This is a genomic window from Amycolatopsis sp. NPDC004368 (assembly GCF_053602515.1).
The window spans coordinates 228,351-249,576 of the sequence record NZ_JBSGDT010000005.1 but is presented as its reverse complement, the minus strand read 5'-3'; the positions used below and the strand labels follow the sequence as shown (position 1 = coordinate 249,576).

The following is a 21,226-nucleotide window of genomic DNA, read 5'->3' as shown; positions in this document are numbered from 1 at the left end:
GGAACGCTCGTTCTACATGCTTCGGAGGAGACAGTGCCGCACTACGACTTGGTGGTCGTCGGAACGGGGTCGGGCAACTCGATCCTGGACGACCGCTTCACGCACTTCAAGACGGCCATCGTCGAGAAGGGGGCGTTCGGCGGTACCTGCCTCAACGTGGGTTGCATCCCCACCAAGATGTTCGTCTACACCGCGGACGTGGCCGCGACGCCGTCGCACAGCTCGCGCTTAGGTGTGGACCAGGAGCTCAAGGGCGTGCGCTGGACCGACGTGCGCGACCGCATCTTCGACCGCATCGACCCGATCGCGGTCGGCGGCGAGGAGTACCGCAAGAGCCACGCGGACAACGACCACGTGGACGTGTTCGCGGGCGAAGGCCGCTTCACCGGCATGAAAGAGCTCACCGTCTCCTACTCCGACGGGCGTCCCGACGAAGTGCTGACGGCCGACCGCTTCGTGCTGGCCGCCGGCGGCCGCGCAGCCGTTCCCGACATCCCGGGCCTCGCCGAGGTCGGCTACCACACCTCCGACTCGATCATGCGGCTCGACGCCCTGCCCAAGCGCATGACCATCCTCGGCGGCGGGTACATCGCGGCGGAGTTCGCCCACGTCTTCGCGTCGTTCGGCGTGGAGGTCACCGTGGTCGTGCGTTCGGGCGCGATGCTGCGCAACGAGGACGAAGACGTGAGCGCGCGCTTCACCGAGCTGGCGGCCAAGCGCTTCGACCTGCGGCTCAACAGCATGGTGGTCAACGCACGCCGCGAGACCACCGGGATCAAGCTCGACCTCGAAGGCCCCGCCGGCCCCGAGACGCTGGAGACCGACGCGATCCTGGTCGCCATCGGCCGGCTGCCCAACACGGACAAGCTGAACGTCGCCGCCACGGGGGTCACCACGCTGCCCAGCGGCCACGCGATCGTGGACGACTACCAGGAGACGGTGGTCCCGGGCATCTACGCGCTGGGCGACATCTCGTCGCCGTACGAGCTGAAGCACGTGGCCAACCACGAAGCCCGTGTGGTGCAACACAATCTGGCGCACCCGGACGACCGCATCAAGGCCGACCACCGCTTCGTGCCGCACGCGGTGTTCACCTCGCCGCAGATCGCGTCGGTGGGCCTTACCGAGCAGGACGCGCGCGCGAAGGGCATCTCGTACGTGGTGTCCAAACAGGACTACGCCGGGATCGCCTACGGCTGGGCCATGGAGGACACGTCGGGCTTCGCGAAGCTGCTCGCCGACCCCGAGACGGGGCAGCTGCTGGGTGCGCACATCATCGGCGCGCAGGCGTCGTCGGTGATCCAGCCGCTCATCCAGGCCATGAGCTTCGGGCTCGACGCCCGCACCATGGCGCGGGGCCAGTACTGGATCCACCCGGCCATGCCGGAGCTGATCGAGAACGCGCTGCTGAGCCTGCCGCTCAAGAAGTGAGCCGGTGAACGGGAAAGGGCCTCCCCGCGGGGAGGCCCTTTCCCGTGGCATCAGACGAACCGCGGCCGTCCGGCGAGGAACCCGACGGACATCTGCGCGCACGTCACCGCGATGAGCACGATGAGCGAGACCGTCCAGCCGCCCGTGGCGTCGTGGAGCAGGCCGAAGACGAACGGGCCCACGGCCGCGAGCAGGTAGCCGTAGCCCTGCGCCATGCCGGAGAGCCGGGCCGTGTCGGCGCCGGTGCGGGCGCGCAGGGCGATCACGGTGAGCGCGAGCGAGAAGACGCTCATGCCCACGCCGATCAGCACGCTCCACAGCAGCGGCGAGAACGCCGGCGCCACCAGCAGGCCGAGCATGCCGGCCACGCCGCACACGCCCATGCCGAAGATCCACCAGCTCTGGCTGCCCTGACGGGCGGCGACCGGTGGGATCACGAGGCTGATCGGCACGGCGATCACGGAGATCAGGCCCAGCAGGAGACCGGCCTGGCCCTTGCTGACCCCGGAGTCAATGAAGACCTGCGGCAGCCAGCCCATGACCACGTACGCGATGAAGGACTGCAGGCCGAAGAAGATCGTGACGATCCACGCGAGCGGGCTGCGCATCAGGGACCGTCCGCCGGCGGCGTTGGCGGCCGGCTTCGGCGCCCGGCCGGTGCCGCGGGCGGCGATCAGCCACACGACGAGCGCGAGCGCGGCCAGCACCGCCCACGAGCCGAGCGACTGGCGCCAGCCACCCAGCGCCGTCTCCAGCGGGGGGCTCGCGGCGGACCCCGCGGCGCCGCCGCCCTGCAGCGCGGCCGTGTAGACGCCGGTCATCAAGCCGACCTTCGTCGGGAACGAATCCTTGATCACCACGGGGATGAGCACGTTGATCAGGGCGATGCCGGCCGTCGCGACGAGGGTGCCGCCGAGGACCACGAACTGCCCGTCGACCACGCGCAGCACCAGCCCGGCCGTGAGCACCGCCAGCGCGAACCCGATCGCCGCGCCGATGCCGATCCGGCGCGACAGCAGGGGCGCCGCGAGACCCGCGCCGGCGAAGCACAGGCCCGGCACTGTCGTGAGCACACTCGCCCAGATCGCCGACGCACCCAGGCCGCCACGCATCTCCGCGAGCAGCGGCCCGACGCTCGTGATGGCCGGGCGCAGGTTCAACGCCGTGAGCACCACGGCGACGGCGAGCAGCGCACCACCGGCGATCACCCCGGGCCGGCGCACGGTCTCCTCCTCGACGGCGCCCTCGAGTTCGAGCTCGAGGCGCTCGGAGTAGGACGCGGGGCGCGGGGTGGGATCCCAGGAACCGACGGACACGTCCGCTACTATTGCATACGTAGGATGATTGGATGAAGGGATTAATCCTGTGCCTCTCGCCACCACCCGGCGCGCGGGCCTGGTCGACCAGGTCATCGACCAGCTGCGCGACGCGATCGCACAGGGGGAATGGCCCGTCGGACAGCGCATCCCCACCGAGCAGGAGCTTCTCGTCCAGCTCGGCGTCGGGCGCAACACCGTCCGCGAGGCCGTGCGCGCGCTCGCGCACACCGGCATCCTCGAGGTCCGCCAGGGCGACGGCACGTACGTCCGCGCCACCAGCGAAGTCTCCGGCGCCCTGCGTCGCCTGTGCGGCTCCGAGCTGCGCGAGGTGCTGCAGGTCCGCCGCACCCTGGAGGTCGAAGGCGCCCGCCTGGCCGCCACCGCCCGCACCGAAGAGGAGCTCGCGGGCCTGCGCGTGCTGCTGGAACGGCGCGACACAGACCAGCTCGAGGGCCGCGTCGACGACTTCGCCCGCACCGACGCGGAATTCCACCTCGAGATCGTCCGATGTGGACACAACGGTCTGCTCTTCGAGCTCTACCGCGGGCTGATGGAGGCGATCACCGCCAGCGTCGCCGCCACCTACGACCACCCGGACCACGCCGAGCTCGCGCAGCACCGCGCCATCGTCGACGCCATCGAGGCCCACGACGCCGACCGGGCGGGCCAGGCGGCCGGCGACTTCCTCGACGAAATCCTGGCGCGGGCCGAGAAAGCGGGGAAAACGGCCGACTGAGCGGAAGCCGAGCAGCCGGCTCAGCACACCCGACGATCAGCCTCACCCACCCGCGTGAGACTTGAACGCGAAAGCCTCGCACTTAAGTTGCGGTGGTCCCGACCGCGCACCAGAGTTCGGATCACCATCCCCGGACGAAGAGGTCACGTCGTGCGCCGTTCGCCCCTTGTCGTGTTGCTGGTCGTCGCTGGGCTGGTCGCCGGTGCCACCGCCGCGGCCGCAAGCACTCCGCAGTTGCGCGAATACGTCTCGCTCGGCGACTCCTACACCGCCGGGCCGCTGATCCCGTGGCAGCAGGCCAGCTGGTGTTTCCGCTCGAACAACAACTACCCGTCCTGGCTCGCGACGCGGCTGGGGATCTACGACACACCCGGCGCGTTCACCGACGTCAGCTGTTCGTCGGCCGACACCTCCAACATGACGCAGCCGCAGGTCACCCCGTCACCGAGCATTCCGCTGTCGACGCAGCAGCCGCAGTTCGACGCCCTCCACGCCGACACCGACCTGGTCACCATCGGCATCGGCGGCAACGACAACAGCGTCTTCGGCGACCTCACCGGCACCTGTCCCACGCTGCGCGACCAGGACCCCACCGGTGCGCCCTGCCAGGAGCACTACACGGTGGACGGCCTGGACACCATGGCCGAGGCGGTGGCGGCGACCGGACGCAATGTCGCGCAGGTCGTGCGGGGCGTCGAGGACCGCGCTCCGGCGGCGACGATCGTGGTCGTCGGCTACCCCCGCCTGCTGCCGCCGAGTGGCACGTGCCCGAGTGTGATCCCCTTCGCCGACGGCGACTACCGCTGGGCCGACAGCATCGAGCAGAAGCTCAACGCAGCCATCGCCGGCGCAGCGGAAAGCGAAGGTGCCGAGTTCGTCGACACCTACGGCCCCAGCCTCGGCCACGACGCGTGCGCCGGCGGCAATGCCTGGGTCAACGGCCAGAGCACGAACCTCTTCGAAGCCGTGGCCTACCACCCGTTCCGCAGCGGCATGGAAGCCGAGGCGAAGCTGATCGCACAGGCCCTGGGCGTGCCCACGAAGAGCACGAAGGCGCCGGCCGCGCGCAGCAAGGCCGACCCCCAGCAGCTCGCGAAAGCCGCGAACCTCACGGGAGCGTGAGGATCTCCGCGCCGTCGGCCGTGACCACGAGGGTGTGCTCGAACTGGGCCGTCCACTTCTTGTCCTTCGTGGTCACGGTCCAGTTGTCGTCCCACACGTCGTAGTCGATGGTGCCGAGCGTGATCATCGGCTCGATCGTGAAGGTCATGCCCTCCTCGATCAGCGTGTGGACCGAGGGCTCCTCGTAGTGCAGCACGGTCGGCGCGGTGTGGAACGCCGGGCCGACGCCGTGGCCGGTGAAGTCGCGGACCACGCCGTAGCCGAAGCGCTTGGCGTACGCCTCGATCACGCGGCCGATCACGTTCAGCTGCCGCCCCGGGCGCACGGCCTTGATCGCGCGCGCCGTGGCTTCACGGGTGCGCTCGACGAGCAGCTTCGCCTCCTCGGAGACGTCGCCGGCGAGGAAGGTGGCGTTGCAGTCACCGTGAACGCCGCCGATGAAGGCGGTGACGTCGATGTTGCAGATGTCGCCGTCCTCGATCACGGTCGAGTCGGGGATGCCGTGGCAGATCACCTCGTTGAGCGACGTGCAGCACGACTTCGGGAAGGCGCGGTAGCCCAGCGTCGACGGGTAGGCGTGGTGGTCGAGCAGGAACTCGTGCACGACCTTGTCGATGTCGTCGGTGCTCGCGCCGGGCTTGACGGCCTTGCCGCCCTCCTCCAGCGCCTGCGCGGCGATCCTCGACGCCACGCGCATGGCCTCGATCACCTCGGGCGTGCGCACGCCGTTGCCGGTGTCCCGCTTCGGCGCCGGCCGGTCGACGTACTCGGGGCGGGCGATGTCGGCGGGAACGGCGCGGCGCGGCGTCTGGACGCCGGGCTTCAACGGGGCACGAACGGACATGCTCCCCAGACTACGACGTCACTTCGCGGCCACTCCCGCGAGGAACCGGTGAGCCGCGTCCACGGCCGGTTTCGACGACCCGGCGTCGGTCAGCAGCACCGCGAACGCCAGGTCGCCCTGGTAGCCGACGAACCAGCCGTGGGAGTGCGTGCCGTCGCCGAACTGGGCCGTGCCGGTCTTCCCCCGCACATCCGGCAGATCGCGCAGGCCGGTGGCGGTGCCGGTGGTCACGACGTCGCGCATCATCGAGCGCACGGCATCGAGCACCCCGGGCCGCGGCGCCGGACCGAGGCCGGTGACCTTCCCCGGCTGCCCGCGCACGAGCGACGGCACCGGCGCCTTCCCCGACTCGACGGTCGCGGCCGCGAGTGCCATCCCGAACGGGCTCGTGACCACCGTCCCCTGCCCGAAGCCGTTCTCCGCGCGCTGCACCTCGGAGTCGGCCTTCGGCACGGACCCGGTGACGGTCGTGAGACCGGGGATCACGAAGTCGGCGCCGACGCCGAGCGAGCGCGCCGCGTCGGTGAGCGCGGTCGGCGAGAGCGCGGCCGAGAGCTGCGCGAAGGTCGTGTTGCACGACTGCGCGAACGCCTTCGACAGCGGCACCGTGCCCAGATCGAACCGGCCTTCGTTCGGCACCACGCGGCCCTCGAACGCCGTGGTGCCGGGGCAGGCGACCGGTGAGTCGGCCTTCACACGGCCGGCCGAGAGCGCGGCCGTGGCGGTGACGATCTTGAACGTCGACCCCGGCGGGAAGCGGCCGGTGAGGGCGAGCGGGCCCTGCGCGTCGGCGGGCGCGTTCTGCGCGACGGCCAGCAGCTGTCCCGTCGACGGCTGCAGCGCCACGAGCGCGGCGGCCGTCTTCACCGGTGCCAGCGCTTGTTCGGCGGCGGTCTGGACGTGGGTGCTGAGCGTGCTGGTCACGGCCGGCGGGGCCTTGGGCGCCACGGCGTAGAGCTCGCTGGCCTCGCTGCCGGTGACGTCGAGCGAGACGATGCGCCAGCCCGCGCCGCCCGCGGCCTGCTGTTCGACCATCGTGCGCAGGGCGGGCAGGATCTGGCGGCCGGTGTCGCGGTGGTCGGGCAGGAGGCGTTCCTGGCTCGTGAACCGGACGCCGGGCAGGTCGTAGATCGTCGGCTTGACCTGCTCGTAGTCGGTGTCGCGCAAGGAAAGCACCGGGTAGGCCGAGCCGGGTTCGGTGGCCTTGATGCCGTCGAGGACCGAGCGGCTCGTGACCGTCGGCTCGAAGCGGTGCAGCGCCGAACCGAGCTTCGTCGCGACGGCCGTGGTGTTGCCCGTCTTCGCCGGGTCGACGACCACGCCGATCACGGTCTGTGGGCGCAGCAACGGGAAGCCGTCGCGGTCGAGCACCGGCGCGGGCTCGGCCGGGTCGACCTCGAGCGCGAGGCTCTGCGACGGCGCGAGCTGCGGGTGCAGGACGGTGGGCTGCCAGTGCACCTGCCAGCCGTCCTCGGTCGTGCGCAGCTGCGCGTCGGACGTGTAGGTCCAGGTGCGGCCCTTCGGCAGGTGCCAGGTGAGGCGGTAGCCGCCGGTGGCGGTGTCGCCCGACTTCTGCACGGATTCGTCGGCCACCTCGACCGACTGGGGTTTGAGGGCTGCGCGGACCTGCGTGAGGAGGGTCTTCGCGGCGTCGGGCGAATCGGTGAGCGCGGCGGCCGCGGCGACGTCACCGGAGCCGACGGCGGTGAGGAACGCGGCGAGGGTGTCGTCCGGACCATCGGAGGAGAACAGGCCGCAGCCGGCGAGCGGCAGGGCGGCGAGCAGGGCGGCGGTGAGGGCCGCTGCTTTTCGCTGAGTGGTGCGGTGTGGCCGACCAGGTGCCATGGTGTCCGATCGAACCAGCCCGGTGAGCGCGTCCCGGGCCGAAACGCCGACCCGGAAGGGCGAATCGGGCTCAGAACAGGACGGTCGCGTACTGCCCGACCTGCTGGAACCCGATGCGCCGGTAGGCGGCGAGCGCGGGTGCGTTGAACGCGTTCACGTACAGGCTCGCGGTGCGGCCGAGGCCGTGCACGAGCCGGTTGACGACCGCGGCCGTGCCCGCCGTGCCGAGGCCGCCGCCGCGGCGCTCGGGGTGCACCCAGACGCCCTGGATCTGGCCGACGCTCGCCGACATGGCGCCGATCTCGGCCTTGAACACGACTTCGCCGTCCTCGAACCGGGCGAACGCTCGCCCGGTCGCGATCAGCTCGCTCACGCGGGCGCGGTAGCTCGCGCCGCCGTCACCGCTGCGCGGGTCGACGCCCACCTCTTCGATGAACATCGCGACGGCCGCGGGCAGGTAGCGGTCCAGTTCGTCGGGCCGCACCGCGCGCACGCGGGGGTCGGCTTTCACGAGCGGGTTGCCGTCGAGCGCCATGAGCGGCTGGTCGCCGCGGACCTCGCGCGCGGGCCCCCACTCGCGCTGCAGTTCGTCCCACAGCCCCAGCACCTGCTCGGCCGGCCCGACGAGCGACGAGCACGTGCGCTGCCTCCGCAACGCCCGATCGGCGAACGACCGCAGCGCCGACGCGTTGCCGCGCAAGGGAATCAGGTTCGGCCCGGCGAAGCACAGCCCCTGGAACCGCGTGGACCTACCCGGGCGGCCGTCGGCGGCCCAGAGCTCGCCACCGAGCCGCCAGGGGTCGAGGCCCGCGGCCTCGACCCTGGCGCTGACCATGCAGCTGCTCACCGGGTCGGCGGCCAGTGCGGTGCGCACTGCCGGATAGTCCCGATCGTCGAGCAGCCGTGCACCTGCAAGCCGCAACACAGTGTCCAGAGTGCCAGATGACGCGGATGAACGGAACGCAAGCCCACCGACACGCTCAGATGAACGGCACAATCGGACACATGCAGCGCTACACCTACAAGGTCGTCGAACTCCGCGAGAAGCTCCTGGGCGGCAAAATGTCGGGCGACAAGCTGGAACGCATCCTCAACGACCACGCCCGCGACGGGTGGCAGCTGAAGGCGATCACGTCGGCGGATGTGAAGGGCAGGGTGGGGCCGGGAGGGGTGGACGGGTTGCTGGTGACGTTCGAACGACCGGTTCAGTAGGCCGCCGGTCGTCCGGTGTCTCGTGGCCGAACTACCAGGCCCAGACCACCGGTCGAGGCAGGCGGGGCCACGGTCCGTGTTCGCCGGCCGGACCGCGTGCCCTCGTATGCTGTTCGCCGGCTGTGGGCACGGGGTCCGTGCGCGTCACCCGAACCGCGCCCGTCACCGCGCCACGACCAAGGTGGCCACGCTCCCCGCACACATCGCTCCCGGTGATCCGCGGCCGAGCATCGAACAGCAGCGGTGCGCTGGGGTGATCGGCACTGCGCACGTAGTCCGCACGCGCCACACCGCCCACGCGCCCGCCACGACCATGGCTCTCACGCACTCCGCACTCACGGCTGTGATCCGCGGCCGAGCATCAAACAGCGGTGCGGTGGAGGTGATCGGCTGTGGGCACGGGGTCCGTGCGCGCCACCCGAACCGCGCCCGTCACCCCGCCACGACCACGGCCGCCACGCACGCCGCACTCACGGCTCCCGGTGATCCTCAGCCGAGCATCGAATAGCAGCGGTGCGGTGGGGCGATCGGCACTGCGCACATGCCGCACCGACCACGCCCCTCGCCCCACCACGACCATCGCGGCCACGCACGCCGCACTCACGGCTCCCCGCGATCCGCGACCGGACATCAAACAGCAGCGCCGCGAGATGATCGGCGGTGGGCACCGCAAGCCACGTGCCCCACCGACCGTGCACTCATCCCGCCAGGAACTCCGCCGCCAACGCCCCCCACTCCCGCGTCGCCCCGGGTGCCTCGGCGATGTGCAGCCGGGCGTCGGGCAGCACCGATGTGAGGCGCTCGGCCGTCGGGACGGGGTGCACCGGGTCGCCGGACCAGGCGAGGACCAGCACCGGCAGGTCGAGGCTCGCGAGCTCCTCCTCCGACGGCAGGTCGCTGCGGGCGGCGCCGCGCAGGACCGAGGGCAGCAGGCCGTCGCCGACCTGGGGCGCGGGTGGGTAGCCGGGCAGGCCGGTGAACGCCGGTGGCACCGGGCCGCCGGCCGCCAGCTTCGCGAACGCGGCGAACCCGTCACGTTCCAGCGCGTCGGCCGTCGCCTCGTAGGCGTCGCGCTGGGCGGCGCGAGCGGCCCAGGCGGTCGGCGGAGCGGTGACGACCAGGCGGCTGAAGCGGCCGGGGGCGCGGACCGCGGCGTGCAGCAGGGTCGCCGTGCCCATGGACGTGCCGATGCCCGCGACCCGAGTGCCCGGGGAAAGCACGTCGAGCAGGCCGAGGAGGTCCCCCGCCAGCGCGGGCCACGTGTACAGGTCCGGGTCCGCCTCGCCGCTCGACGCGCCGTGGCCGCGGGCGTCGTAGCGCAGGAGCTGCCGGCCGGAGGCCGCGACCGGCCCCCAGTCGAACATGCCCACGTCTTCCTGGGAGCGACCGGACTGGGTGAGCCCGTGCGCCCAGACCACGAGCGGCCCGGTCCCCTCGGACTGCCAGGCCAGCCCGGCGGTCGTGCCTTCGGTACCGGTCATGAGGCGGTCGAGCCGTGCGCGAGCCGGGAGATGTGGTCCCACTGCTCCCAGCCCTCGAGGCGGCGGGCGTACTCGGCGCGGACCTCGTCCAGACCACCGATGCCGAACAGCACCCGCAGCGGCGGCTCTTCGGCGTCGACGAGTTCCAGGACGGCTTTGCCGGTCGCTTCGATCTTGCCGGGCACGATGTGCGCCGCTCCGGAGAACAGGGCGGTGCGGGCCTCGGCGTAGGCCTCGTGCGGCTCGGTCTGCGGCGAGTTGGCGCCCAGGCCGGTCTCGAAGACGATCGGCTCGATGAGCGTCACCTTGATGTTGTGGGGCGCGACCTCCACCGAGAGCGACTGGCTGGCCGCCTCCAGCGCCCACTTCGACGCGTTGTAGAGGCCGAGGGCCGGGAGGGCGACGATCCCGCCGAGCGAGGAAACCTGGAGGATGCGGCCGCCGCCGCGGGCGCGCATGCCCGGCAGCACCGGGCGGGTGGTCCACATCGAACCGAGGTAGTTCGTCTCCATCTGCTCGCGGACCTGGTCGTCCGTGGCTTCCTCGACAGCGCCGACAAGCATGTGCCCGGCGTTGTTCACCAGCACGTCGATGCCCCCGAAGTGCGCCTCCGCGGTCGCAACGGCGTCCCGCGCGGCCGTCACGTCCTTGATGTCGAAGCCCAGGGGCAGGACCTGGTCGCCGAACTCGTCGACGAGCGGCTTGAGCGAGACGGCGTCGCGAGCGGTGGCGGCGACCCGGTCGCCGCGCTGCAGCGCGGCCCGCGCCCACGCAGCGCCCAGTCCGCGCGACGCCCCGGTCAGAAACCAGGTCTTGTTTTCAGTCATGGTGCTGCTCCTCAGGTCGTGGTTCGAGGGCGATCCCTCATCCACCACTTTCGGCCGCGCGCGGGCGCGTAGGCAGAGCGAGCTCCACCCAGGGACCGGCCGTCCCTGGCTGGCCGACGCCGGCGGGTCGACACTGGGTGCATGGACTCCGGACAGCTCGCCCACTTCATGCGGGTGCGACGCGAAGCGCTCACCCCGGCCGAGGCGGGGGTCACGTCCACGACACGGCGCCGCACACCCGGCCTGCGCCGTGAGGAGGTGGCCGCCCGCGCGGGCATCTCCACGGACTACTACACGCGCCTGGAGCAGGCCCGCGCCCCGCAGCCGACGGCGTCGGTGCTGCGCGGCCTGACCCGCGCACTGCGCTTGACGCTCGACGAGCGCGACCACCTCTTCCGGCTCGCCGGCCACACCGCGCCCGACCGGCTCTCGACCGACGACCACGTCTCCCCCGTGCTCCTCGGCCTGCTCGACCGCCTGCACGACATGCCCGCGCAGGTGATGACCGACCTCGGCGAGGTCCTCGCGCAGAACGCCCTCGCCACCACCGTCTTCGGCGACCACAGCCACCTCGAAGGGCCGGAGCGCAGCGTCGTCTACCGCTGGTTCACGTCGCCGGAAGCCCGAGCTGCCTACCCACCCGAAGACCAGGCCGAGGAATCCCGCCTGCTGGCCGCGGACCTGCGCTCGGCCCTGGTCCGCCGGGGCGACGCGCGAGCCCAGGCCCTGGTCGACCGGCTGCTGCGGGACAGCGCGGAATTCGCCGAGCTGTGGTCCGCGCACGACGTCGCCGTGCTGCGCAGCCGCCGCAAACGCGTCCAGCACCCCGAAACGGGCCTGCTCGAGCTCGACTGCCAGGCGCTGCTGGAGGAGAACCGGTCGCAGATCCTGGCGCTGTTCGTTCCCGTGCCCGGCACGGACACCGCCGACCGCCTCGCGTTCCTCGGCGTGCTCGGCGCCAGCCACTGAGATCTCAGGCGCCGCGGTACGTGCCGATCGTCCAGCTGTTGCCCTCGGGGTCACGCAGGCTGAAGGTGTGCGATCCGTAGTCGGTGTCGTGCGGTTCGAGCGTGATGTCACCACCCGCGGCCCGCACGCGCGCGTGGATGGCGTCCACCTGGTCGGAGACCACGTACACCGCACCGGTGCCGGGTTTCATGGCGTCGTGCACGTCGTCGGCCGGGCCACCGGTGCTGCCGAGCATCACGCCGCCCCCTTCGGGCCAGCGCAGCTCGGCGTGCGCGATGGCCCGCTCGGCGCCCCCGGGCACCACGAGCGTCTCCTCGAACCCGAGGACGTCGACGAGGAACCGCACGGCCGCCGGGGCATCGTCATAGCGAAGAGCGGGCCAAACGTTCGGTTGAGGTGTCATGCGGTCGAGTCTGTCTCCGCGGCCGAGCCGTCGTCTTGGAGAAACGGGAGTTCCTCCGCGATCCACGTCCGCGGTGAGCACCCCGCCAGCGCTCGCCACTCGTTCGACAGGTGCGCCTGGTCGTAGTAGCCCGCCTCGACGGCGATCGAGGCCAGGTCGGACGTGCCCGAGCGCAGCAGGCGGCCGGCGTGTTCGAAGCGCAGCACGCGCGCGGCCTGCTTCGGGGCGAGGCCGACTTCGGCGCGGAAGCGCTCGCCCAGGTGGCGGCGGCTCCAGCCGACCTCCGAGGCCAGGTCGGTGACCCGCACGGAGCCCCGCGAGCGGCGCAGCCGCCGCCAAGCCTCCCCCAGTTCGGGAGGTGGCTCGGGAGTCACCCGGGCCGCGCCGGCGAGGACCTCGTCCAGCACGGCGAAGCGGGCCGCCCAGTCGTGCGCTTCGTGCAGGCGCGCCGGCAGCAGCGACCACGGCCGGCCGAACGCGGCGAGGTCCACGACGCTGCCGCTCAGCTCCGCGGCCGTGACGCCGAGCAGCGCGCGCACGCCCAGCGGGTCGAGCTCGATGTGCAGGCCCCGTTGCACGCGGTCCTGCGTGATGAACGCGGGTGCGGTGTGCAGGCCGCCGACCAGGGCCTGCAGCGTGCCCGCGCCGGGCAGGCCGGCGAAGCGGATCGGCTGCTCCAGGCTGACGATCAGCGTCACGTGCCGCGACGGCAGCCCTCGGTGGACGGTTAGCGTGACGTCGTCCTGGGCGTAGCCGATGTAGCGCGTGACCAGCGGCCGCAGCACCGGGTGCGGCAAGCGGGTGGCCCAGCTGTGACTCACCTGACCAGCGTAGGCCGCGAGCTCCCTCTTTCTGCTACCACGGACACCGGGGGCCACGGAGAAAGGACGCGTGCGTGACGATCCAGGAGCAGGCCCAGCAGCTCGAACTGCTGGCCGACCAGGTGCCCACCGGCATCGCCCTCGCGACGAAGGGCGAGCTGGAGGACCTGCAGTCCCAGGTGCTCGGGCTCCTCGGCGAGACGACGTCGGCCACCGCGATCCAGGGCGCGATCCAGCTGGCGGCCCTGCAGATCGACGAGGTCGCCGCGGCGCTGGAGAACGTCCGGATGCAGATCAGGGACGCCGCGCAGCACCACCTGCAGGGCTGAAAAAGCCGGCCCCGGGAACGCGTCCCAGGGCCGGCCCGAAGAAGAACGTCAGCCCACCGTCACGCTCGGCGAACCCTCGCCGATGCCCTCGCCCGCTTCCTCGGCGATCCGCATGGCCTCTTCGATCAACGTCTCGACGATCGCGTGCTCGGGCACGGTCTTGATGACCTCGCCCTTCACGAAGATCTGGCCCTTGCCGTTGCCGGACGCGACACCCAGGTCGGCCTCGCGGGCCTCGCCCGGGCCGTTGACGACGCAGCCCATCACGGCGACGCGCAGCGGGATCTCCATGCCCTCCAGACCGGCCGTGACCTGGTCGGCGAGCGTGTAGACGTCCACCTGCGCGCGGCCGCACGAGGGGCACGACACGATCTCCAGCTTGCGCGGCCGCAGGTTCAGCGACTGCAGGATCTGCGCGCCGACCTTGACCTCTTCGACCGGCGGGGCCGAGAGCGACACGCGGATGGTGTCGCCGATGCCCTGGCGCAGCAGCGCACCGAAGGCGACGGCCGACTTGATCGTGCCCTGGAAGGCGGGGCCGGCCTCGGTGACGCCGAGGTGCAGCGGGTAGTCGCACTGCTCGGCGAGCAGCTCGTACGCGCGGACCATCACGACCGGGTCGTTGTGCTTGACCGAGATCTTGATGTCGTGGAAGTCGTGCTCGGCGAACAGCGACGCTTCCCACATCGCCGACTCGGCCAGGGCCTCGGGTGTGGCCTTGCCGTACTTCTCGAGCAGGCGCTTGTCGAGGGAACCGGCGTTGACGCCGATGCGGATCGGCGTGCCGTGGTCCTTCGCGGCCTGCGCGATCTCCTTGACCTGGTCGTCGAACTTGCGGATGTTGCCCGGGTTCACGCGCACCGCCGCGCAGCCGGCCTCGATCGCGGCGAACACGTACTTGGGCTGGAAGTGGATGTCGGCGATCACGGGGATCTGCGACTTCTTCGCGATCGCGGGCAGCGCCTCGGCGTCGTCGGCCGACGGGCACGCGACGCGCACGATGTCGCAGCCGGCCGCGGTGAGCTCGGCGATCTGCTGGAGGGTGGCGTTGACGTCGGAGGTCAGCGTCGTCGTCATCGACTGGACGGAGATGGGGAAGTCGCTGCCGACACCGACGGAACCCACGTGGAGCTGGCGGGTCTTGCGGCGCTCGGCGAGGACGGGGGGCGGCAGTGCGGGCATACCCAGAGCGACGGTCACGCCCCCCAGCCTACCTACTCCATCCGGCCCTGCCTCAACGAAGTCAACCGTCACGGTGAGCAGCGTTACGCCCGGTCGGGGGCCCACCGGCCGGGTGCTGCCCCGACCGGTGGGACGCGCTACTGCAAGCGAATCGGGTTCACGATGTCCGCGACGACCGTCAGTAGAGTCACGCCACCGCCGACGACGACGAGCACCATCGTGATCGCCGACAGCTTCGTGTAGTCGACCGGTCCCCCGGCCGCCTTGCCGCGCAACCCGCGCAACCAGTCGCGCACCCTCTCGTACCAGGCGACGGCGATGTGCCCACCGTCCAGCGGCAGCAGGGGCAGCAGGTTGAACACGCCGATGAAGAAGTTCAGGCTGGCCAGCAGGAAGAAGAAGATCTCCCAGAGCCCCTGCTCCACGGCCTCGCCGCCGATGCGGCTGGCGCCGACGACGCTGACGGGCCCGTTGGGGTCGCGCTCGCCGCCGAAGATGGCGTTGACCACGCCGGGCACGCGCTCCGGGAACTGCACGAGCCGCACGGCGGTCTGGGCGAACATGTCGCCGGTGAAGGAGAACGTGGCGCCGATGCCGGTGATGCCGTTGTAGTGCAGGTACTGCGGCGGGGTCACGGTGGACGCGCCCATCATGCCGACCTCGTGCACCTTGCCGTCGGTGCCCAGGCGCTGCACGCGGGGGATGTCCACCTGCAAGGTCAGGGTCTGGTTGCCGCGCTGCACGGTGATCGGCGTGACGCCCTTCGCGTCCTGTACGACCTGCAGCACGTCGGTCCAGCTCGGGGTGGGCTTGCCCGCGACGGCGACGATCTTGTCGCCTTCCTTGAGTCCGGCGGTTTTTGCCGGAGTGGGCGCCCCCGGCGGGCACGTGAGGTCGTTGAGCTGCTGCGGGGTGGTGGCCGTGCGGGCGCAGGACGTGCTCTGGATGACTGGCGGCCACGGCTCCGACGCGGCCGCGATGTTCGGCAGGCCCATCGTGATCGACATCAGGTAGAGCACGATGAAGCCGAGGATGAAGTGCGTGATCGAACCGGCCGACATCACGACGGTGCGCTTCCACGTCTTGAACCGCCACATCGCACGCGGCGCCTCGTCGGGCGTCACCTCGTCGAGCGCGGTCATGCCGGCGATGTCGCAGAACCCGCCGAGCGGGATCCACTTCGCGCCGTACTCGGTCTCGCCGCGGCGGAAGGAGAAGATCGTGGGCCCGAACCCGATGAAGTACCGGCGGACCTTCATCCCGAACATCTTGGCCGTGACCATGTGGCCGGCCTCGTGCAGCGCGACGGAGAGGCAGATGCCCAGGGCGAACAGCACCACCCCGAGAATGTTCTTGACGAGCACGCGCTACTTCCCCTTACCCAGCATCGATCCGGCGCGCGCCCGAGCCCAGCGCTCGGCGGCGAGTACGTCGTCGACGTCGCGAGGCTCGCGGCGCCATTCGTCAGCGGCTTCCACCACCTGCGAAACAGTGTCCACAATCGACGTGAAGCTGCTGTTCTGCGCCAGGAAGGCCGCCACCGCCTCCTCGTTCGCCGCGTTGTAGACGGCGGGCAGGCAGCCGCCGACGGTGCCGACGTGGCGCGCGAGCTCCACCGAGGGGAAGGCCTCGTTGTCGAGCGGTTCGAACGTCCAGCTGGCGGCCGTGTCCCACGAGCACGCCGCGGCCACGCCGGGCACGCGCTCGGGCCAGTGCAGCGCCAGCGCGATCGGCAGCCGCATGTCGGGCGGGCTGGCCTGGGCGATGGTCGAGCCGTCGGTGAACGTCACCATCGAGTGCACGATCGACTGCGGGTGCACGGTCACGTCGATGCGCGCGGGCTCGATGCCGAACAGCAGCGCGGCCTCGATCAGCTCGAGGCCCTTGTTGATCAGCGTGGCCGAGTTGATGGTGATGACCGGGCCCATGGACCACGTGGGGTGCGCCATGGCCTGCTCGACGGTGACGTCCGTGAGGTCCTCGCGCTTCTTGCCCCGGAACGGCCCACCCGACGCCGTGAGCACCAGGCGCGCCACCTCGTTGTCCCGCCCGGCGCGCAGGGCCTGCGCGATGGCCGAGTGCTCGGAGTCCACCGGCACGAGCTGCCCCGGTTTGGCCGCCGCGAGCACCAGCGGCCCGCCCGCGATAAGGGACTCCTTGTTGGCCAGCGCGAGCGTCGAGCCGGTGGCCAACGCCTTCAGCGTCGGGCCGAGCCCCTGCGAGCCCGGCAGTGCGTTGAGGATCACGTCCACGTTGACGGAGTCGATGAGCTCCGTCACGGCGTCGGCACCGGCGAAGATGCGCGGGATGCGGAACTCGCCCTTCGAGTAGCCACGATGCTGCGCCTCGGCGTACAACGCGAGCTGCAGGTCTTCGACCACCGTCGGGCGGCTCACGGCCACGGCCTGCACGCCGTGGGCCAGGGCCTGCGCGGCGAGCGCCTGCGGGTCGGACCCGCCCGCGGCGATGCCCGCGACGGTGAACAGGTGGGGGTAACGGGCGGCGACGTCGAGGGCCTGTGCCCCGACGGACCCGGTCGAACCGAGCACGAGGACGCTTCGCGAGGTAGTCATCGCGCGCCATTATCGCCCGCCGACGCACGGCCCGTCTCCGCGGCGCACCCGGGGGTGTGGGATCATTGCGCCGTACGAGGTTGAGCGGGTCAGGAGGAGTGATCGTGGCAGGCAAGGCGATCGAGAAGCGCCCCGCGGTGGACCCGCGCGACGAGCCGTCGGCCGAGTGGGGCTGGCACGGCTCGTTCCCGACCGCCACGCGCGTCGCCGGCTGGGTCAGCGTGGTCATCCTGCTGCTCATGCTCAAGGGCAACCACGAGAACAACACCGAGAACGTGTGGCTCATCGGCCTCGCCGCGTTCCTCGCCCTGTTGCTCGTGCTCGACTTCCGCAAGCGCCGCACGGCCTGGCGCAAGTAGGTCGATCTTCGCTACCTTGCGGGGCTATGAAGTCACGCTGGGTCGCTCTCGTTCTTTCGGTCGTGGCCGGTCTGGCGTTGTTCGCCGGGCCGGCCACTGCTGCGTCTGCCGCCGTTTCTGCTGCGGCGCCTGTGGTCGGCTGCACCTTCACCCCGACCCCGGACAACCCGGCGGCCCGGCCGGTACTGCGCCCGCTGCCCTTCGCCTTGACGCGCGGCACGGTCGACGTGACCTTCCACTTCAACTACGGCCCGGTCACCGTGCGCCTGAACCGTGCCGGGGCAGCTCCGTGCGCCGTGGCGAACATGGTGTCGCTGGTCCTGCAGCACTTCTACGACCGTTCCCAGTGCTGGCGCCTGTCCGATTCCGAACGCCTCGGCGTCCTCCAGTGCGGTGACCTGTACGAGGTCGAAAAGGGCGGGCCGGGCTACAAGTTCCCGGACGAGGTCTCGGGCGCGGAGACCTACGACCGCGGCACGATCGCGATGGGGAACCAGGGCCCGGGCACGAACGGGTCGGAGTTCTTCATAGTCCATTCCTTCGCCCACATCCCGGCCCAGTACTCGGTGCTGGGGAAGGTCGTGCGCGGGATGGGGGTGATCGACCGGATGGTGGCGGACGGCATCGTGCCGACGGATCCCGACGGACCGTTGGACGGCGCGCCGAAGAATCCGGTGAAGATCGGTTCGGCGTCGTTCGGCTGGTAGGTCGAACCGGCCGTTCCGGCTTGATCAGCACGCGTCACCCCAACGAGTGAACGCCCCCGAGATCCAATTACAGTACGCAAGCACTCGGGCGGCGGATGGGGGACCTCATGCTGATGAGCCACGAAACCTACCTCGCCACCAGGCGGTTTCCGGCGCTCGACGGGGTGCGGGCCATCGCGGCGGTGCTCGTGGTGCTGTTCCACTTCGGGGGCAGTGCCTGGGTGCGCGCGAACGGCTGGATCGGCGTGCACGTGTTCTTCGTGCTCTCCGGGTTCCTCATCACGACGCTCGCGTTGCGCGCGGAAGACCGCAACGGCCGTCTGTCGCTCAGGAATTTCTACCTGCGGCGGGCCTTCCGGATCCTGCCGGTGTACTACGTCGTGCTCGCGATCTTCGTCGTGGTCACGTTCGCGCGCGGGGAGCTGCGGTCGAGCGGGCTGCTGGGGGCGCTGCCCTGGTTCGCGACGTTCCTCAACGAGTTCCACGTCGTCGGGGTGTTCGGCGTGGCGTGGACGCTCGGGGTGGAGCAGAAGTTCTACCTGGTGTGGCCGTTGCTCGCCTTCGGGGTCGCCCGCCTCCGCTTCGCCAGAAGGGTCAGCCTCGCGCTCGGCCTGGTGGTCGCGCTCGTCGCGTTGGTGCCGGTGCTGCCGTACTCCGGGGCGTACTCGTCGATCGTGATCGGGTGCACCGTGGCGATCGCGCTGCACCACAAGCGAGGATTCGCGGTTCTCAAGCCCTTCACGCACCCGGCGGCGGGCATCGTGGTGGCCGCGGCGATCGTGGTGACGCAGGTGTTCTTCACCGACCTCACCGCCGCGCTGCACGACGACGGCGGAGTCGCCCTCGGCACGACCTACGCGGTGCTCGTGGCCCTGCTGCTGCCGTCCCTGGTCGCGGGCGGGCCGCCGGCGAAACTCCTGTCGATCACGCCGCTGCGGTTCATCGGGGAGCGGTCGTACTCGCTCTACCTCATCCAGTCCATCGCCGGCTGGACGCTCGCGGGGCTCGTGCCGCAGCTGGCGCACCCGCGCACGCTCACCGCGGTGGGCGTGACGGCCGTCGCGTTGCTGATGGCCGATCTGCTGTACCGCTGGGTGGAGCTGCCGATGATCGCGCTCGGCCGCCGGGTCACGGCGAAGCCGGCAAAACCCGTCCCTGCCAAGGAACCCGTCCCGGCATAAGAGGGGCCGCCCCGGAACCGTAGTCCCGGAGCGGCCCGTGCACCCAGAAGTGGTCTCAGCGTTCGCTGGTGGGCGCCACCAGCTCGCTCGGCCCGGCACCGGACTCGCCGGCGACGGCCGCCAGCTCCTCCCCCACCGATTCCGAAGTCTTGCCCTTGTCCTTCGTCAGCACCGAAGCCACCGCGCCGATCAGGCACACCACGATGGCGAAGCCGAACGCCACGGCCAACCCGTCCTGGAACGGTCCCGAGATCAGGTTCGGGAAGAAGCTGCGCCCGGTCAGGAACGACGCCTGGTCCGGCGGCAGGCTGCCCAGCTGGCCACCCAGCAGCTGCTGGATCGGGTTGTAACCGAGGAACGCGGCGAACAACACGGCCACCGCGGGCAGGTGCGCAACCTGGTTCGCCGACGCGGCCGGCACGCCGTGGGCGGTGAGGCCCTGGAACATCGCGTTGGGCAGGTTGTCGGAGAGACCGGCGATGATCAGGCTGAAGAAGAAGCCGATCGAGAGCACCATGGCCGCGTTCTGGAAGGTGGTCATCATGCCCGCGCCGGAACCGCGGGCGTCCGCCGGCAGGCTGTTCATGACCTCGGCGCGGTTGGGCGAGGAGAACATGCCCATGCCGATGCCGTTGATGAGCAGGATCGCCGCGAAGGCCCAGTAGTTGAAGTTCACCGGCAGCAGGATCAGCAACAGGAACGTCGCCGCGGTGATCACCAGTCCGCTGGAGGCGAGCAGCCGGCTGCCGATGCGGTCGGACAGGATGCCGGCCGTCGGCGCGGACACCAGGAAGCCCACGGTCATGGGCAGCATGTAGATGCCGGCCCACAGCGGGGTCTGCTCGAAGGTGTAGCCGTGCTGCGGCAGCCAGATGCCCTGCAGCCAGATGATCAGGATGAACTGCAGGCCGCCGCGGCCGAGCGAAGCCGTGAGGTTCGCCAGGTTGCCCCAGCTGAACGAGCGGATCCGGAACAGCGAAAGCCGGAACAGCGGGTTGGCCACCTTGGTCTCGATGACCACGAACGCGATCAGCACCGCGACGCCGCCGATGAGGCACGCGAGCACCATCGGGCTGCCCCAGCCGGTGGGCGAGGAGCCGTAGGGCTGGATGCCGTAGGTGATGCCCACGAGCACGGCGATGAGGCCGACCGCGAAGGTGATGTTGCCCCACCAGTCCATCTTCGCGTGCTTGCGCACGCCGGTGTCGTGCAGCTTCACGTACGCCCAGATGGTGCCGACGATGCCGAACGGCACCGACACCAGGAAGATCAGGTTCCAGTCGACGGGCGCGAGCACACCGCCGACGACCAGGCCGAGGAACGAGCCGGCGATGGCCGCGACACCGTTCATGCCCAGGGCGAGACCACGCTGGTTGGCCGGGAACGCGTCGGTGAGGATGGCCGAAGAGTTGGCCATGAGGAACGCGCCGCCGATGCCCTGCACGATGCGCCAGCCGATGAGCCACAGGGCCGCCGCGTCACCGTCGAACCAGGTGATGGCGAGGAAGATCGACGACACCGTGAACACCGCGAAGCCGAGGTTGTACATCCTGGCGCGGCCGTACATGTCCCCCAGCCGCCCGAAGCTCACCACCAGCACGGCGGTGACCACCAGGAAGCCCATGATCATCCACAGCAGGTAGCTGGTGTTCGCCGGCTCCAGCGGGTTGATCCCGATGCCCTTGAAGATGTCGGGCAGGGCGATGAGCACGATCGACGAGTTGATCGTCGCGATCAGCATGCCCAGCGTCGTGTTGGACAGCGCGATCCACTTGTATCGCGGGCCCAGTTCCGCGAGTGAATACGTTCTGCGCTCAGCCACGGTCAAACCTTTCTCTCGTTCCCTTAGCTAGGCTAAGCAAGTTGGTTGCCTGTGGCAACCAAC

At 70.7% G+C, this 21,226-nt stretch carries 21 protein-coding genes; 9 read left to right on the top strand and 12 right to left on the bottom strand.

The features are described 5' to 3' along the window. Nucleotides 1–33: 33 nt before the first annotated feature. Nucleotides 34–1,431: a mycothione reductase gene (locus ACWEOE_RS11295; RefSeq protein WP_452007120.1), complete on the top strand. Its 1,398-nt coding sequence runs from the start codon at nucleotides 34–36 to the stop codon at nucleotides 1,429–1,431. Between the two features lie 50 nt (nucleotides 1,432–1,481). Here the strand turns inward: ACWEOE_RS11295 and ACWEOE_RS11290 are convergent, their stop codons facing one another. Further along, nucleotides 1,482–2,747 (bottom strand): CynX/NimT family MFS transporter, encoded by a 1,266-nt coding sequence (locus ACWEOE_RS11290; RefSeq protein WP_452007118.1) that lies wholly within the window; start codon nucleotides 2,745–2,747, stop codon nucleotides 1,482–1,484. A 49-nt stretch (nucleotides 2,748–2,796) separates the two neighbouring features. Between ACWEOE_RS11290 and ACWEOE_RS11285 the strand changes: the two genes are divergently transcribed. Then, nucleotides 2,797–3,486 carry a FadR/GntR family transcriptional regulator gene (locus ACWEOE_RS11285; protein WP_452007116.1) on the top strand — a complete coding sequence of 230 codons (690 nt, stop codon included), beginning with the start codon at nucleotides 2,797–2,799 and terminating at the stop codon, nucleotides 3,484–3,486. 150 nt (nucleotides 3,487–3,636) lie between these two features. Further along, nucleotides 3,637–4,608 carry an SGNH/GDSL hydrolase family protein gene (locus ACWEOE_RS11280; protein WP_452007114.1) on the top strand — a complete coding sequence of 324 codons (972 nt, stop codon included), beginning with the start codon at nucleotides 3,637–3,639 and terminating at the stop codon, nucleotides 4,606–4,608. Here the strand turns inward: ACWEOE_RS11280 and map are convergent. The 3 genes from map to ACWEOE_RS11265 form a co-directional block, all read right to left on the bottom strand. Further along, nucleotides 4,595–5,452: a type I methionyl aminopeptidase gene (map, locus tag ACWEOE_RS11275; RefSeq protein ID WP_285969430.1), complete on the bottom strand. Its 858-nt coding sequence runs from the start codon at nucleotides 5,450–5,452 to the stop codon at nucleotides 4,595–4,597. The genes ACWEOE_RS11280 and map overlap by 14 nt on opposite strands. Nucleotides 5,453–5,470: 18 nt before the next feature. Then, nucleotides 5,471–7,297, bottom strand: a complete 1,827-nt coding sequence (locus ACWEOE_RS11270; RefSeq protein WP_452007112.1) for a penicillin-binding transpeptidase domain-containing protein — start codon at nucleotides 7,295–7,297, stop codon at nucleotides 5,471–5,473. A gap of 70 nt (nucleotides 7,298–7,367) precedes the next feature. Then, nucleotides 7,368–8,222, bottom strand: a complete 855-nt coding sequence (locus ACWEOE_RS11265) for a GNAT family N-acetyltransferase (RefSeq protein WP_452007110.1) — start codon at nucleotides 8,220–8,222, stop codon at nucleotides 7,368–7,370. An 80-nt stretch (nucleotides 8,223–8,302) separates the two neighbouring features. On the opposite strand from ACWEOE_RS11265, the gene ACWEOE_RS11260 reads away from it, so the two are divergent. After that, nucleotides 8,303–8,509, top strand: coding sequence for a DUF4177 domain-containing protein (locus tag ACWEOE_RS11260; RefSeq protein ID WP_452007108.1), 207 nt, complete (start codon nucleotides 8,303–8,305; stop codon nucleotides 8,507–8,509). Between the two features lie 698 nt (nucleotides 8,510–9,207). Here ACWEOE_RS11260 and ACWEOE_RS11255 read toward each other — a convergent pair. Further along, nucleotides 9,208–9,990 carry an alpha/beta fold hydrolase gene (locus tag ACWEOE_RS11255; RefSeq protein ID WP_452007106.1) on the bottom strand — a complete coding sequence of 261 codons (783 nt, stop codon included), beginning with the start codon at nucleotides 9,988–9,990 and terminating at the stop codon, nucleotides 9,208–9,210. After that, the gene (locus ACWEOE_RS11250; RefSeq protein ID WP_452007104.1) at nucleotides 9,987–10,817 is read right to left on the bottom strand and encodes an SDR family NAD(P)-dependent oxidoreductase; all 831 of its coding nucleotides are present in this window, start codon (nucleotides 10,815–10,817) and stop codon (nucleotides 9,987–9,989) included. The genes ACWEOE_RS11255 and ACWEOE_RS11250 overlap by 4 nt, the downstream gene beginning before the upstream one ends. A 141-nt stretch (nucleotides 10,818–10,958) precedes the next feature. Between ACWEOE_RS11250 and ACWEOE_RS11245 the strand changes: the two genes are divergently transcribed. Then, nucleotides 10,959–11,786, top strand: coding sequence for a helix-turn-helix transcriptional regulator (locus ACWEOE_RS11245; protein WP_452007102.1), 828 nt, complete (start codon nucleotides 10,959–10,961; stop codon nucleotides 11,784–11,786). Between the two features lie 4 nt (nucleotides 11,787–11,790). Here the strand turns inward: ACWEOE_RS11245 and ACWEOE_RS11240 are convergent, their stop codons facing one another. Together ACWEOE_RS11240 and ACWEOE_RS11235 are read right to left on the bottom strand one after the other, a co-directional pair. Further along, nucleotides 11,791–12,189, bottom strand: a complete 399-nt coding sequence (locus ACWEOE_RS11240) for a VOC family protein (RefSeq protein WP_452007100.1) — start codon at nucleotides 12,187–12,189, stop codon at nucleotides 11,791–11,793. Then, nucleotides 12,186–13,010 (bottom strand): helix-turn-helix domain-containing protein, encoded by an 825-nt coding sequence (locus tag ACWEOE_RS11235; protein ID WP_452007098.1) that lies wholly within the window; start codon nucleotides 13,008–13,010, stop codon nucleotides 12,186–12,188. Before ACWEOE_RS11235 ends, ACWEOE_RS11240 begins: the two co-directional genes overlap by 4 nt. Before the next feature lie 74 nt (nucleotides 13,011–13,084). On the opposite strand from ACWEOE_RS11235, the gene ACWEOE_RS11230 reads away from it, so the two are divergent. After that, a complete protein-coding gene (locus ACWEOE_RS11230) occupies nucleotides 13,085–13,339 on the top strand; it encodes a hypothetical protein (RefSeq protein WP_452007096.1) in 255 nt (84 codons plus the stop codon). Nucleotides 13,340–13,387: 48 nt separating this feature from the next. On the opposite strand, the gene ispG is transcribed toward ACWEOE_RS11230, so the two are convergent. From ispG to dxr, 3 genes are all read right to left on the bottom strand, one after another. Continuing rightward, nucleotides 13,388–14,539, bottom strand: coding sequence for a flavodoxin-dependent (E)-4-hydroxy-3-methylbut-2-enyl-diphosphate synthase (ispG, locus tag ACWEOE_RS11225; protein WP_326569405.1), 1,152 nt, complete (start codon nucleotides 14,537–14,539; stop codon nucleotides 13,388–13,390). Between the two features lie 119 nt (nucleotides 14,540–14,658). Next, nucleotides 14,659–15,885, bottom strand: a complete 1,227-nt coding sequence (locus ACWEOE_RS11220; RefSeq protein WP_452007094.1) for a M50 family metallopeptidase — start codon at nucleotides 15,883–15,885, stop codon at nucleotides 14,659–14,661. A gap of 3 nt (nucleotides 15,886–15,888) precedes the next feature. Then, complete coding sequence (gene dxr / locus ACWEOE_RS11215) at nucleotides 15,889–17,094, bottom strand: 1-deoxy-D-xylulose-5-phosphate reductoisomerase (protein ID WP_452007092.1); 1,206 nt, start codon at nucleotides 17,092–17,094, stop codon at nucleotides 15,889–15,891. A 104-nt stretch (nucleotides 17,095–17,198) separates the two neighbouring features. Here dxr and ACWEOE_RS11210 point away from each other — a divergent pair, with 104 nt between their 5' ends. The 3 genes from ACWEOE_RS11210 (at nucleotide 17,199) to ACWEOE_RS11200 (ending at nucleotide 19,341) form a co-directional block, all read left to right on the top strand. Next, nucleotides 17,199–17,453 carry a DUF2631 domain-containing protein gene (locus tag ACWEOE_RS11210; protein WP_452007090.1) on the top strand — a complete coding sequence of 85 codons (255 nt, stop codon included), beginning with the start codon at nucleotides 17,199–17,201 and terminating at the stop codon, nucleotides 17,451–17,453. A gap of 26 nt (nucleotides 17,454–17,479) precedes the next feature. Next, on the top strand, nucleotides 17,480–18,160 hold the full coding sequence (locus ACWEOE_RS11205; protein WP_452007088.1) for a peptidylprolyl isomerase: 681 nt from the start codon (nucleotides 17,480–17,482) through the stop codon (nucleotides 18,158–18,160). Nucleotides 18,161–18,273: 113 nt separating this feature from the next. Next, the gene (locus ACWEOE_RS11200) at nucleotides 18,274–19,341 is read left to right on the top strand and encodes an acyltransferase family protein (protein ID WP_452007086.1); all 1,068 of its coding nucleotides are present in this window, start codon (nucleotides 18,274–18,276) and stop codon (nucleotides 19,339–19,341) included. 55 nt (nucleotides 19,342–19,396) lie between these two features. Here ACWEOE_RS11200 and ACWEOE_RS11195 read toward each other — a convergent pair whose 3' ends face one another. Next, nucleotides 19,397–21,163: an MFS transporter gene (locus tag ACWEOE_RS11195; RefSeq protein WP_452007084.1), complete on the bottom strand. Its 1,767-nt coding sequence runs from the start codon at nucleotides 21,161–21,163 to the stop codon at nucleotides 19,397–19,399. Nucleotides 21,164–21,226 lie beyond the last annotated feature (63 nt).

Coding starts and splice junctions, on each gene's coding strand:
- map (WP_285969430.1), bottom strand. CDS start 5,452: ATGTCCGTTCGTGCCCCGTTGAAGCCCGGCGTCCAGACGCCGCGCCGC.
- ACWEOE_RS11270 (WP_452007112.1), bottom strand. CDS start 7,297: ATGGCACCTGGTCGGCCACACCGCACCACTCAGCGAAAAGCAGCGGCC.
- ACWEOE_RS11260 (WP_452007108.1), top strand. CDS start 8,303: ATGCAGCGCTACACCTACAAGGTCGTCGAACTCCGCGAGAAGCTCCTG.
- ACWEOE_RS11255 (WP_452007106.1), bottom strand. CDS start 9,990: ATGACCGGTACCGAAGGCACGACCGCCGGGCTGGCCTGGCAGTCCGAG.
- ACWEOE_RS11250 (WP_452007104.1), bottom strand. CDS start 10,817: ATGACTGAAAACAAGACCTGGTTTCTGACCGGGGCGTCGCGCGGACTG.
- ACWEOE_RS11245 (WP_452007102.1), top strand. CDS start 10,959: ATGGACTCCGGACAGCTCGCCCACTTCATGCGGGTGCGACGCGAAGCG.
- ACWEOE_RS11240 (WP_452007100.1), bottom strand. CDS start 12,189: ATGACACCTCAACCGAACGTTTGGCCCGCTCTTCGCTATGACGATGCC.
- dxr (WP_452007092.1), bottom strand. CDS start 17,094: ATGACTACCTCGCGAAGCGTCCTCGTGCTCGGTTCGACCGGGTCCGTC.
- ACWEOE_RS11205 (WP_452007088.1), top strand. CDS start 17,480: ATGAAGTCACGCTGGGTCGCTCTCGTTCTTTCGGTCGTGGCCGGTCTG.
- ACWEOE_RS11200 (WP_452007086.1), top strand. CDS start 18,274: ATGAGCCACGAAACCTACCTCGCCACCAGGCGGTTTCCGGCGCTCGAC.